The organism is Bradyrhizobium diazoefficiens USDA 110 (assembly GCF_000011365.1).
Taxonomy (GTDB): Bacteria; Pseudomonadota; Alphaproteobacteria; order Rhizobiales; family Xanthobacteraceae; genus Bradyrhizobium; species Bradyrhizobium diazoefficiens.
Genome location: NC_004463.1, coordinates 7,682,668 through 7,695,406 on the forward strand (window position 1 = coordinate 7,682,668; position 12,739 = coordinate 7,695,406).

Annotated in this window: 9 protein-coding genes; 5 read left to right on the plus strand and 4 right to left on the minus strand. The window is 59.1% G+C overall.

Annotated elements, in window-relative coordinates:
- Window positions 1-189 precede the first annotated feature (189 nt).
- A complete protein-coding gene (locus BJA_RS35345; protein WP_133415035.1) occupies window positions 190-495 on the plus strand; it encodes a hypothetical protein in 306 nt (101 codons plus the stop codon).
- Window positions 496-758: 263 nt separating this feature from the next.
- On the opposite strand, the gene BJA_RS35350 is transcribed toward BJA_RS35345, so the two are convergent.
- The 4 genes from BJA_RS35350 to BJA_RS35365 all read right to left on the minus strand — a co-directional run bounded on the left by BJA_RS35350 (window position 759) and on the right by BJA_RS35365 (window position 4,451).
- Window positions 759-1,991, minus strand: a complete 1,233-nt coding sequence (locus BJA_RS35350; protein WP_011089718.1) for an ABC transporter permease — start codon at window positions 1,989-1,991, stop codon at window positions 759-761.
- A gap of 24 nt (window positions 1,992-2,015) precedes the next feature.
- A complete protein-coding gene (locus BJA_RS35355; protein ID WP_011089719.1) occupies window positions 2,016-2,711 on the minus strand; it encodes an ABC transporter ATP-binding protein in 696 nt (231 codons plus the stop codon).
- A 26-nt stretch (window positions 2,712-2,737) separates the two neighbouring features.
- Window positions 2,738-3,910, minus strand: coding sequence for an efflux RND transporter periplasmic adaptor subunit (locus BJA_RS35360; RefSeq protein WP_011089720.1), 1,173 nt, complete (start codon window positions 3,908-3,910; stop codon window positions 2,738-2,740).
- A 193-nt stretch (window positions 3,911-4,103) separates the two neighbouring features.
- Window positions 4,104-4,451, minus strand: coding sequence for a hypothetical protein (locus tag BJA_RS35365; RefSeq protein ID WP_143279716.1), 348 nt, complete (start codon window positions 4,449-4,451; stop codon window positions 4,104-4,106).
- A gap of 862 nt (window positions 4,452-5,313) precedes the next feature.
- Here BJA_RS35365 and BJA_RS35370 point away from each other — a divergent pair.
- The 4 genes from BJA_RS35370 (at window position 5,314) to BJA_RS35385 (ending at window position 12,477) form a co-directional block, all read left to right on the plus strand.
- Complete coding sequence (locus tag BJA_RS35370; protein ID WP_011089721.1) at window positions 5,314-6,513, plus strand: serine hydrolase domain-containing protein; 1,200 nt, start codon at window positions 5,314-5,316, stop codon at window positions 6,511-6,513.
- Between the two features lie 142 nt (window positions 6,514-6,655).
- Window positions 6,656-8,338, plus strand: coding sequence for a flavin-containing monooxygenase (locus BJA_RS35375; RefSeq protein ID WP_011089722.1), 1,683 nt, complete (start codon window positions 6,656-6,658; stop codon window positions 8,336-8,338).
- 726 nt (window positions 8,339-9,064) lie between these two features.
- Window positions 9,065-9,523 (plus strand): hypothetical protein, encoded by a 459-nt coding sequence (locus tag BJA_RS35380; protein ID WP_038965607.1) that lies wholly within the window; start codon window positions 9,065-9,067, stop codon window positions 9,521-9,523.
- Window positions 9,524-10,524: 1,001 nt separating this feature from the next.
- Window positions 10,525-12,477 (plus strand): adenylate/guanylate cyclase domain-containing protein, encoded by a 1,953-nt coding sequence (locus BJA_RS35385; RefSeq protein WP_038965606.1) that lies wholly within the window; start codon window positions 10,525-10,527, stop codon window positions 12,475-12,477.
- The last annotated feature ends 262 nt before the right edge of the window (window positions 12,478-12,739 follow it).

Here is a 12,739-nt window from a genome sequence, read left to right on the forward strand (position 1 = left end):
ATCTGGCGATTGCCAAGCGGCGCGCCCCGGCAGCCCTTTAGGGTTGAAGGCCACGGGGTATTTTCGCATTTAGGTTACGATATTTTCCCGGTCCGATGCGACAGGATTCCTTGCGTTGTTGGGACACACAAAGCCAGCTAGTATTCTTCAATTGATTTGCTGAATGCCGTTTCCAGTCGGAGTATTTCCATGGCTAGGCGAGCAGTATCCCGTGATGATTTTAAAGGCTTGTTCGCGCTCTTTGCATTCGCGGCGCAACACAACGAAAACCACCACGGTGCGTCTCGGCTGCTCCACCTGTTCATGTCCAGCCGATATATTCCTGATGACCTTCTCGATCTATGGTCAGAGTGCGCCGAGGCAACTGGTCCTGAAACTATAGGCGAACAACTCTGCCTGCGCGCTCACGCGGTGGCTGACGGCAGTTCGAGCTACGACCATGCCAGCGCATTTCTGCACGCGTTGCTCAAAGCGCTCGATCAAACACAGCACTGAGCCTTCGTCGACCACTTGCTGACCCTGCGCCTTATCGCTCCGAACGACTACACCGTTCACGACGACGGCAGCCGCGTTCGGCCGCATCCGAGATGATCAGTCTGCTTAGCCCCTAGAAGCAGACCAGGTACAGACGGCCCAGTACGGACGCGAAGAGCCACTCCAGACGTCATTGGCATGGCGCAGACCTGATCATCGCCATGTATTGTGCGCGAGCCGAGAGTGGTGCGCCACGGACGTTTAGCTGCGTCGAGCGTTACCGCTTACACGGACCTTAGTAGCGCCGCCGGATCCAAACGCGCCGCCCGCTGAGCGGGTAGCAGACCGAAGATAATGCCGATGAGACTGGAGCAGGCGATCGCGATCAGCGCCATCCGTTCGTTGAATTCAGTTGGCCAACCTAGCGCGGCGGGAACAACGCGCGCGCATGCGTAGCCAACGGCCAGTCCCAACAGGCCGCCGATCGTGCATAGGAGCACCGCTTCGAACAGAAACTGTCGACGGATGTCCTGCGGTCGGGCGCCGAATGCCAGTCGAATGCCTATTTCATTAATCCGTTCGGTCACCGACACGAGCATGATGTTCATCACCCCAATGCCGCCGACTAGCAATGAGATTCCTGCAAGCGTGGACACCAGCAACGTGAACTGGCGATAGGCTCGGTCACGCATCTGGGCGACCTGAATGAGGTTCTGAATTCGAAAATCGTCGGCCTTGCGCCCGACGATCTTGTGACGTTGCCGCAGGACGCGCGCAATCGCGATTTCTGCCGCGGGCATTGACTGAGCGGATTCGGTTTTCACCAAAATCGAATGCACGGCATCGGGATTGGCCTGACTGCGTCCAATGGCGAAGATTCTCGCCGACGACAGCGGAATGAACATGACGTCATCCTGATCTCGCCCCGTGAAATCCTGCCCCTTCTCAGCAAGCGTTCCGATCACGAGATAGGACGAGCGTTCAATACGGACAAAACGGCCAAGTGGATCACTGTCCCGGAACAGCTCACGCGCCACGGTACGACCAATGACGGCTATTTTTGCGGCCGATGCGACTTGGTCATCGTTGAAAAGCTGACCTTCCGCAAGCCTCCACCCGCGCGCTTCAAAAAAAACGGGCGTCACACCGGCAACAAGTGTCGACCAGTTCAGGTCTCCTGATATCGTCGTCTTCTGCTCGCCGACGAACGGTGCCGCGATAACAACATCGGGCACTTCGCGGGCGACAGCGATTGCATCGCCCGTCGTGAGCGAAAGGATGGTGCCCGCCTGCTGTCGTACGCCCTGCGCGACTTGCGCGCCAGGTTGCACGAGCAGCAGATTCGATCCAAGCGAGGTGATCTGTCTCGAAACCTCGGCACGGGCTCCCTCCGCCACCGCGACCACGATCAGGACGGCCGCAATGCCGATGACAATGCCGGTCACTGCGAGAATGGAGCGCAGTATGTGCACACGCACAGACCGAAACGCGAGATAGATATAACTGAATGATCGCATTGAACTCTCACGCCGGTCAAACGCTCATGAGGTAGCATCACATCCCTGGTCGCCGACAATTGCGCCGTCCCGTAGCTTGATCCTTCGCCACGCATACGCCGCGACCTCAGGATCATGGGTTACAAGCACGACCGTGAGGCCGGCGCGCTGCAATTCGCCAAGAAGCGCTAGAATGGACGAGCGCGTGCTGGTGTCCAGTGCGCCAGTCGGTTCGTCGGCCAGGAGAAGGTCGGGACCGTTGACGATCGCCCGCGCGACGGCAACACGTTGCTGCTCACCTCCAGAAAGCTGGGCAGGCACATGGTGCATTCGCCCGCCCAGCCCCACCTGCTCGAGCGCAGCGCGTGCCCTCGCGATCGGATTCCGCAGCGGCTCGCGCCGATAGAATAGCGGCAAGCCGACATTCTCGAGCGCGGTCAGCCGGGGTAGCAAGTTGAAGTTTTGAAAGATGAACCCGATGCGCCGGTTTCGCAGTTCGCTCAAGCGTCCCTTCGACTGCACGAATATATCTTCGCCATCGAAAAAATAGCGGCCGCGTGAGGGATGATCAAGGCAGCCGAGGATCGAAAGCAACGTCGATTTTCCAGATCCCGATGGGCCCATGACCGCAACGAACTCTCCGCGATCAATTTTCAGGCTTACGTCGGACAATGCGCGAACCTTTTGGTCACCGAACCGGTGTTGCTTGTGGATATGGTCGAGGGTGACGAGCGATCGCATGCGCTAACCGGCCAAGCGGCTCCAATCTAACGTTTGCTCCGATAACCGACGGCAACCTGTTCGCCCATTTTGAGATCTGGCGACCGGATCTCAGTGAGCGAATCTCCGGTAGCGCCCAGTGACACGGTGGCGGCAGCCAAATGACCCGATTTCGTGCGGACCCAGATCACGCCCTGACCGGGTGCAGGGTTGTTTCCGCCGTCTCGGGTCGGACGAAAGCTCAGCGCGGCGTTGGGAACCACCATCGCGTCTTGATGCTCCTGAACCAGGATGCGGACGTCGGCCGTCATTCCCGGAAGCAGAAAGGCGTCTGGATTGGGCGCCGAAATCATCACGGTGTAGGTCACGACGTTTTGCACCATCCGCGCAGCCTTCCGAATCTCGCGCACGCGCCCCTCGAATACGCGGCCCGGATACGAATCCACGCCGAAGAAAACGCGCTGCCCGGTTCGCACCGCGCCGATATCAGCCTCGCTGACGAATGCATTTACGCGCATGTCCGAAAGATCACGCGCGATGGTGAAGATCGTCGGCGCCTGCAGGCTCGCAGCCAGCGTCTGGCCAAGCTCGACGCTGCGCCGAATCACGACCCCGTCGATCGGTGACTTGATGGTGCTTCTTTCGAGGTCAAGTCGAGCCCGTTCCAGAGAAGCGCGCGCAGCCATTACCCCGGCCGCGCGTATCTGCTCGCGCGCCTTGGCCGCGGACAATTCCGCGGCGAACGCCCGAGCCGTCATCTGTGCTCGCTCGGCGTCGCGCTGGGAAACACTGCCGTTCTTGCTGAGCGCAGCCTTGATCTGAAGCTCCCGCAAAGCGTCATCGTGGCGTGCCTGTGCGCCCTCGATGGCTGCCTTGGCCTCTTCCTGTTGTGCCAACGCGACCGCGAGCGCAGCCTCCGTTTCCTTGAGCAAGACTTCAAAGGTCGCGCTGTCAAGCGCCGCAAGCGGCTCGCCGGCGCGTACGCGGGAATTGTGGTCAGCCATGAGTTTGGCGACCTGACCCGACAGCTGTGAGCTGACCTCGACGGTGTCGACGGCTTCGAGCGTTCCGGCAGCAGTGACGTTCTGAACAACGTTATCGCGCGTGATGCTGACGTAGCGCAGATTGTCATGATTATCCCCAATTGCGGTGACCGGGCTATCCGGTGCCCACAACGGATACGCAACAGCAATCGCAACGCCTCCCAGTGTTGCGCGCATCAGAAGTTTTCGATGTAAACTCAGTTGATTATCCGTGCGAATGATAGCCTCGCCGCATTAGCTCTTGCGGTGCTCCATGCTGAACGTGGCCCCCCTTCTTGGCAACGCCGCAGGCGCGGCGCGTTCAGACCAGAAGACCTGATGGTGAACGCGCCGCTTTTGGCGCGATCCGAAACGATCGCAGTCGGCTGGATTAGGGCACCGAAGGGCTGCCGGTGGGCACAGTCTTCGTCCCGGTCAGTGCGGGCGGAGGTGTCTTAAGAATCTTCACCCCGGTCGTCGTATCCGTTGCCGGGACGGTATGGTCCTCGCCCTGAAATACGCTGCCTTGACCTGGGACTTCGTCACCCGGCCGACCTGGATTGTTGATTCCGTTCAGGAATGGTTGGCTCGTCGTAGTCGACAGTCCGCCCGCAGCCACGGCGGTGAACAGGTGGTCTGCTGCATAGCTTGGGCAGGCGCCTGCAAGCAGGGATACGCCTGCTGCTAGGATCGTGAGTTTCCTCATCATCAACTCCTCTTCTGAGGTGAGCTGCGCCAACGCGCGGCGAGCTCGTCACCTGCGCTGTTAGCCAAGTTTGAATGCAGTGGATCTCCTGCGGTTCCTATATCTCGCGGAATAGCGCTCAGTGTCCGATGACGAATGAGTTAGTTTCTGACAAGGACGTCAGAATCGTCGAGATGAGTGGACGATCCTTCGAAATTGCGGTGACAGTGCCGGACTGCACCCCCTTAAGTAAGACACGGCAATTGCAGTGACAGTGCGGTTGCTCGCCATGCCGGTCTTTGCAGTCTTGCCTTCAAGTCGCCTACCATAGAGCGCGGCATACCGTTCTCACCTGACGTTGAATCAGCGAGGCTCAGCCGGCACCGCACCAACGCGACTGATCCTTTTGAGAGTTGTCTGAGATGGGTCAGAATGCGAAGAACTCAACCTAAGAAAATCTAGTCCGCCGTGCCTCACTGAGCGGACCTTAACGAGGTGCGCCGCTACTTCGCTGATGGGCCACGAGCGTAACGTCGCCGCGCAGCTCGATTAAAATCTCATGTTGGCCTGATGTGCCGGGATGAAAGTGTCAAGAGTCAGCATCGTTGACATGCTCGGTAAAAAAGGTCTGCGCTTTCTATGCCAAACGGAAATGCGTAGCCGCGTGCAAGAATTCGCTCTAATCTTGCCAACGCTCGGTCGAAATCCCTGACCTCGAGCCAGATCATGACCGACACGCTCATCACTATTGCTGCTACGGCTACGGCGCGACTTTGGTCCGCGCAGGCGGTGTTGGGGCAATCAGACTGGAGCGCGACTTCCACACGTACAACAGTCGAGATTGTCCGCTGGGACCACCCGCAGCCTGTCGAGGAGAAACAGGATCAATTTGGCAAACTTCAACGGAGGAGCCGCGATGGGTAGCAACTTGAAAAGCGCATGTGACGGAGTTTTGCAAAGCGTCGTCACGGGCAAAGACCGTGTTCCCGGCGTGGTCGCGATGATCACTGATCGGTCGGCCAACATCTACGAGGGCGTCGCCGGCGAGCGTATGCTTGGCAGCGGTCAGCCAATGACGGCCGATACCGTCTTTGCCATCTTCTCGACCACGAAAGCCATCACAGGCACAGCCATCTTGCAATGCGTCGAGGAAGGCAAGCTCGACCTGGATGCCCCGGCGAAGAGCTATGTTCCCGAGATCGGTAAGCTCGAAGTGCTCGAAGGATTCGATGCCGGCGGAAAGCCGAAGCTGCGGACGCCGAAACGCGACATCACCACCCGAATGCTGATGCTGCATACGGCTGGCCTCGGCTACGACTTCTTTAACGCCAGCTATTTCCGCCTGGCCCAGGAGCAGGGCCAGCCGAGCGTCGTCACCTGCTCGAAGGCGTCGCTGATGACACCACTGCTGTTCGATCCCGGTGACAAATGGGAATACGGCAGCAACCTTGACTGGTGTGGCCAGATCGTCGAGAGCATCCGCGGCAAGCGCCTCGGCGAAGTCATGAAGGAGCGGATTTTTGCGCCGCTTGGGATGGAGGACATCGTCTTCTCGCTGACCCCTTCGATGCGGTCGCGCCTTGCCGTCATCCACCAGCGCGGAGCCGACGGGTCGCTGACCCCGCTTCCCGATATGCAGCTGCCGCCTGACCCGGAAGTCCACATGGGTGGCCACGGGCTCTACGCCTCGATCGGCGAGTACATGAAGTTCATCCGCATGTGGCTGAACGATGGGGCGGGGCCAAATGGCCGCGTGCTCAAGCAGGAGACGGTCGCCGCCGCCGTCCGCAACGGCCTCAGGGAGGGCCAGACCGTGGTCATGCTGCCTGGCGTGATTGCGACACTGTCGAACAATGCCGAGTTCTTCCCGGGTCTGAAGAAGTCCTGGTGCTACACCTTCATGCTCAACGACGAGGACGCGCCGACTGGAAGGCCGGCCGGGTCGCTCGGTTGGGCCGGCCTCGCTAACACCTTCTACTGGATCGACCGCAAGAACGGGTTCGGTGGCTATTGGGCGACGCAGATCCTTCCCTTCGGAGATCCGACTTCGTTTGTCGGCTACATGAACTTCGAGACGGCGGCCTATCAGAGCGGCGAGGTGCGCGTGGCCGCGTAAGGGCGGCCGACCTAGCCTTCGATCACGGACGATGCCAGTCTGACCTTTTGCCGGACCGGCGTCGCAACGACCCAACCGAAACGACGGCGCACAGAGAGGCTGCTCTGTGCCGACAACGAGCGCTCACAACGGGAGGAACATCATGACTGCGCAAGGTAGTTCGCCAGGAGCAAGCGCGAAGACCCACTTCGATGCCGTCATCATTGGTGCAGGCTTCTCCGGCATGTACATGCTGCATTCGCTGCGCGACAAGCTCGACCTCAACGTCACCGTGTTTGAGGCCGGCGACGGGGTTGGCGGCACCTGGTACTGGAATCGCTATCCCGGCGCGCGCTGCGATTCCGACAGCTACATCTATTGCTACACGTTCGACAAGAACCTGCTGCAGGAGTGGAACTGGTCCGAGCGCTATCCGGAGCAGGATGAGATTCTGCGCTATCTCGAGCATTGCGCCGAGCGCTTTGACTTGAAGCCTGACATCCAATTCGGCAAACGCGTTGTCGAGGTCATCTTTGACGACAACAGCGAGCTTTGGACAGTGCGCACCGACAAGGGCGACTCAGTCACAACCCGCTTTGTCATCACCGCAGTCGGCGCTTTGTCGACCGCCAATATGCCGCCGTTCAAAGGTTTGGGGTCGTTCAAGGGCAAATGCTACCACACCAGCCAATGGCCGCATGACGGCGTCGACTTCACCGCCAAGCGGGTCGGAGTCATTGGCACCGGCGCGACCGCGGTGCAGGCAATCCCGGAGATTGCGCAGCAGGCCAAGCACCTCACGGTGTTCCAACGTACGCCCGCCTTCTGCGTGCCAGCGCGCAACGGCCGCGTCGACCCCGAGGTCACCAGGGCGCGCAAGGCCGATTACGATGGGATCCGCCAGCGCATCAAAGGTTCGTTCTTTGGGTTCGAACTCAACTTCCTGCCAAAGGGGGTCCTCGATACCACTCCCGAGGAGCGTGAGCAGGAGTTCGACAGGATGTGGGACGCCGGCGGCTTCGCATTCTGGCTGGCCAACTACCAGGATATGTTCTTCTCCAAGGAAGCGAACGATATCATCGCCGACTACCTCAAGCGCAAGATCCGCTCGATCGTCAATGATCCGGTGGCTGCTGAAAAGCTGACGCCCAAGACCTATCCCTACGGCACCAAACGGCAGCCCCTGGACACCAATTACTTCGAAACCTTTAACAAGAAGAACGTGCTGCTGGTGGATGCGGCCACCGATGGCTCGATCGAGGAAATCACGCCGAATGGCGTTCGCGCGGGCGGCAAGGAGTATCCGCTCGATATCATCGTCATCGCCACCGGCTTCGACGCGTTGACCGGCCCGCTGAAGGCACTTGGCATCAAGGGCCGCGGCGGCAGGATGCTGGCGCAGGAATGGGAGGCTGGCCCGCAGACTTATCTTGGCGTGGCCATAGCGGGCTATCCGAACCTGTTCACGATCACCGGCCCGCAAAGCCCCTCGGTGCTGTCGAATATGCCGGTGTCAATTGAGCAGCACGTCGAGTGGATTACGGAATGCATCGCCCACATGCGTAGGAACAAGCTTACGACGATCGAAGCGACGCCGGAGGCGCAGGACGCGTGGGGTGCTCACGTCGCAGAGGTCGTGAACGCAACTCTGATGACTAGCGCCAATTCCTGGTACATGGGGGCCAACATTGACGGCAAGGCGCACCGCTTCTTGCCGTATCTCGGCCCGGAAGGCGTCGGCGGCTATCGCAGGAAGTGCGCCGAGGTCGCCGAAAAGGACTACGAGGGCTTCGCGTTCTCGAGCCACGGTCAGGGTTGGACCGCGCACCCGATCGCGGCCGAATAAGCCTGACAGCTCTTGATCGGGAGTGGCGTCCAGTGTCGTCACTCCCGGCATTGCGATCGTTGAAGCGCCCGATTTCTGGGACGCATCTCAGGTACCGTGCGAAGAAGCTTACGGCTTCGCGCGCCGTTACCGTCGACTATGCCGTTCGATCACTTCATCGGCGGCCGCAAAGGTATGGCACCGTAAGACCAAGCACCCTTGCTGTGTTCAGGTTGAATACGAGTTCGAACGCCGTATGTCGCAGCACCGGTATATCCGCCGGCCTCGCGCCATTCGGAGCGGCCAACATAGACTCCCGACTTTCGATATATGTCCGCGAGGTTGGAGCCGCAGCTCGCTAAGCCGCCTGAGGCAGGAAACTCGCGCGACTGATAGATCGGCGGGCAGGAAAATTTCGGCCATCCTGGTGACGTTCCGACGTTCCTGTCGAGACAGGAATTACGGATTATTGCCGATCAAATGCCTTTGAAGCCCGGAATGTCGCGTTTGGGTCATGAGCGCCGTTCGAAGGGGCGGCCGGTTGTTTCCGGTCTACCTCCATGAGCCGACCACCCGGGACGCTGCCTAAACTTCGCATTCGGGCCAGAAGCGGTCATCATCGCACATCAATCAAAGTGAGGGCTCGCAGTGTCAGGCAGCCAAAGATGAATGTGCTTTCTTCCCGAATTGGATAGCCTGAGCTATGCCTGGGAAATTGGCCAATTGCCATCTCTCGGGAGACCACGAATGAAGTGGATAGTCACTGCCACCATTGCGCTTACTGCTTCGGTAGTGTTCGCAGCCGCGCAGCCAGCAAAAGAGCCCTACCAACCGGGCCTTGGCGAATTCATGACAGCTACGCAGCTTCGCCACGCCAAGCTATGGTTTGCTGGCGAACAAAATAACTGGGACCTCGCTGCTTATGAGATCGACGAGATCAAGGAAGGCTTAGAGGACGCCGCAAGGCTTTTTCCAACATATGAAGGCATCCCTGTCGCTGAGATGATCAAGACCATCATCGATCCACGGATAGAGAAGCTTGAAAAGGCCGTTAGAGCAAAGAGCAGCACCAAATTTACGGCCGCCTTCGACGAGCTTACCAGCGGCTGCAATAGCTGCCACGCGGGAGCCAGCAAGCCGTTTATACGCATTCAGCGTCCAATCGCGTCTCCACTGACCAACCAGAATTTTGCGCCAGAAAAATAATGGGAGTTGCGCGCATCGACCACATTACTTCCGAAAAGGGTCACGAGCATCGTTTGGCAATTGGGCCGGCCGTTTCATGTTTGCCCCCTTAAGCAGACAACGTGGGGGATGCTAGGACAGCTAGCCGTAGAAGCTTCGCTCTTCGGTCACGGAGAACACGATGCGCATTAGCAACTGACCGGCGAAAATGATGATCGCGCTCACGATAATGAGCTGCGAAATATACGTGGAAGAGCCAATTGGAGCCACGGCAGGAACCAGTTAGGGAGCCAAGTACAGAGCAGCGAGGCTTGCACCGCGAAGGAAGAAATAGACCGGCTTCCTAAGCCTCTCTCGCGAACTCATCCAATCACAAAGGAAAAACAGACAGCCGTAGATAAAAATCGATGACAGGTATGCCGCCGAAGCTCAGTTCAGGCCCCACGACAATAGCGGGAACAACGACTGCCTGTTCACGAAAAAAAAGATCCCAGCACCCGCGAAGAAAAGAACGACGCGATGGACTTTATCAACGGCGGCCACACTCGGTCTCCTTGGGAGAACAAGCCACGACAGATAAGCTGGTAGCAGCAAGTAGAGCTAAGAAGGCTTTGCAGCGAGGGATCATGCTAAACTCGGTTTCTGACCGGCGACGTCAACATCACACGTTTTGGTAGTACCGCATTACTGCGTCAACCCATGCCGCAGCAAATACTCAATTTTCCATGAACAGAGGAAGTCCAATTCAGGTCAACAGGCGCCGTCCTGACCGCCACCGGTCACGTCCGGTCTGCCGCGACAACCGGACGATTTCAAAGCCAGCCCGGGCTTCGCGTTCGGGCCATTCGACGACATAGCGTCGCGTCTTCGAGAATGTTCGGATAAGCCGGAGCGGACATCGGTCAACGCGGCTGACGTGTCGACTAGATGGCGATGACCGATATCCACTTCTAGGTAGGCATCCCGCGTTTGGCACAGCCGTGTGATCCGTCGTACAAATGTGCCGGGTTGGATTGCGGGCCATGGTGCAAGAGCGACCAGTCCGGGTCGAGCGCAGGTTATCGGCGATTTTGGCCGCCGACGTGGCTGGCTATTCGCGGCTCATGCACAATGACGAAGAGGCTACCCACGCCAAGCTAAGCGCGCTGCTAACGGAAGCTGTCCAGCCGGCAATCGCTGAACACGGTGGCCACATCGTGAAGAACACCGGGGACGGGTTCTTGGCCGAGTTTCCGAGCGCGGTCGAGGCGGTTCGAGCCGCGATGCAGTTCCAGACCAGCATTCATGAACTTACAATCGGTGATGTGGAAGACAGGCGCATTGCTTTCCGTGTGGGCATCAATATCGGCGACGTAATTGTTGAACCTCATGACATTTTTGGGGACGGCGTCAATATTGCGGCGCGGCTTGAGGGCGTCGCAGAGCCCGGCGGCATCTGCATCTCGTCTTCTGCCTACGATCAAGTCCAAGGCAAGGTCGGGGTTGAGTTCGGCGATCTGGGCGAGCAGAACCTCAAAAACATTGCCCGTCCGGTCCGGGTCTATCGAATGCGGCCATGCAATGCAGCAACACGCCCACAGGCCTCGTTGCTGCACCGTGACACGCCGCAGATTGGTTGGTTTCCAAACATGTTTGGTGGCTTTCCGATCCGCCTGTGGCCGGCGCTTCGTGCGCGGCGCGCTCGGATGGCTCTAGTGATTGCCTTGCTGTTTGTTCTGAGCGGCGGCGTAGCTTATTGGTATATGCATCAAGGCGAGCCGCAGCCGTTGAACCATCGCCTGTCGATTGTCGTGCTGCCATTCACGAATCTAAGCAATGCATCCGAGCAGGAATACTTTGCTGAAGGTATTACTGACGACCTGAGTGCCGATCTTTCACGGATCGAGGATAGCTTTGTGATCGCGCCCAGCACAGCCCGCGCCTACAAGAATGTTGACCCGAAGCGCGTTGGCCGCGAACTCGGCGTACGCTACATCCTTGACGGCAGCCTGCGCAGAACGGACTCACTGGTCCGGATCAATGCCAGGCTGATTGATGCCCGGACTGGCGCCGAGATCTGGTCGGAGCGCGTCGACGGTGACTGGTCCAAATCGATGCAGCTTCAGGATATCATCACCGGTCGACTGGCGCGGCGGCTTGATCTTGAACTGACAAACCAGGAAAGCCGCGACGCGGAGGTTATGCGGCCAAACAACCCTGACGCGGTCGATCTCACGATGCGGGGGTGGGCTGTGCTCAACCAACCCTATTCGCGCGAGCAGTTGTCGCAGTCGCGAGCCCTTTTCGAACGTGCGCTCCAAATCGATCCAGGCTTCCCGAAGGCGTTGGTGGGCCTGGCTGAGACTCTGGCAATGGAGGTCAACTATCGTTGGACAGATGCGCCGGCAGATCAGCTACGGCGTGCTGAGAGCGCCGTAGGCCAGGTCTTGTCAAAGTTTCCCAGTGATGCGATGGCACATTTTGTGAGGGGAGAGATCCAGCGGGCCAGCGGTAGGAATGTTGAGGCCGCGGTCGGCGAGTACGAAGCGGCAATCGCGATCAACCCCAGCCTGGCCCCGGCCCATGGCGCGCTCGGCGCCGCCAAGATCCGCGTCGGCCGTTCCGCGGAGGCATTTGCGCCGCTCCAAATGGCCATCCAGCTCAGCCCCCGTGATCCGCTGCTAAGCACGTGGTACTTCTACATCGGCCATGCACACTCCCATCTCGGGCAGTATGAGGGGGCGATTGATTGGTGCGGCCGCTCCATCGCGGTGCAGCCTCTTTGGATTGCCTACGCAGATCTCGCCGCCGCCCACGCACTAACGGGACATGAGCGTGAAGCTTACGCTGCAGTTGCCGAGCTTCGTCGGCTCAGGCCGAGCTACACCGTCACCGAGTGGTTGCAGGATGGCAAGGGATGGTCCGACAACGCCGTCTTCCTTGCCGAGTTTCAGCGCATTGCCGATGGTTTGCGCAAAGCGGGTCTGCCGGAGTGAGAGGTTGGAGAGAGCCTAGCAAAGAGCCGCGTTGATTCTCGCGCTCGCCGTGTGTCGGATATCAGCTCCGTCCGCTCTCGTCACAGCACGAGTCCGAGATGGGTCAAAATGCGAAGAACTCAGAGTGAGCAAAGTCAGTCCGCTCTACCCCACCAAGCGGACCTCAATGAAACGTGTCGCCACTTCGCTCATGGGCCAGCAACGGCCTCGTGCGCGGCACCAACTCGTAGCGATCACCTCGTCGGGCTATAACAAATCTGCC

Bases quoted from the DNA above. Each gene is read 5' to 3' on its own strand.
- BJA_RS35345 (WP_133415035.1), top strand. From the start codon at position 190: ATGGCTAGGCGAGCAGTATCCCGTGATGATTTTAAAGGCTTGTTCGCG.
- BJA_RS35350 (WP_011089718.1), bottom strand. From the start codon at position 1,991: ATGCGATCATTCAGTTATATCTATCTCGCGTTTCGGTCTGTGCGTGTG.
- BJA_RS35355 (WP_011089719.1), bottom strand. From the start codon at position 2,711: ATGCGATCGCTCGTCACCCTCGACCATATCCACAAGCAACACCGGTTC.
- BJA_RS35360 (WP_011089720.1), bottom strand. From the start codon at position 3,910: ATGCGCGCAACACTGGGAGGCGTTGCGATTGCTGTTGCGTATCCGTTG.
- BJA_RS35370 (WP_011089721.1), top strand. From the start codon at position 5,314: ATGGGTAGCAACTTGAAAAGCGCATGTGACGGAGTTTTGCAAAGCGTC.
- BJA_RS35375 (WP_011089722.1), top strand. From the start codon at position 6,656: ATGACTGCGCAAGGTAGTTCGCCAGGAGCAAGCGCGAAGACCCACTTC.
- BJA_RS35380 (WP_038965607.1), top strand. From the start codon at position 9,065: ATGAAGTGGATAGTCACTGCCACCATTGCGCTTACTGCTTCGGTAGTG.
- BJA_RS35385 (WP_038965606.1), top strand. From the start codon at position 10,525: ATGGTGCAAGAGCGACCAGTCCGGGTCGAGCGCAGGTTATCGGCGATT.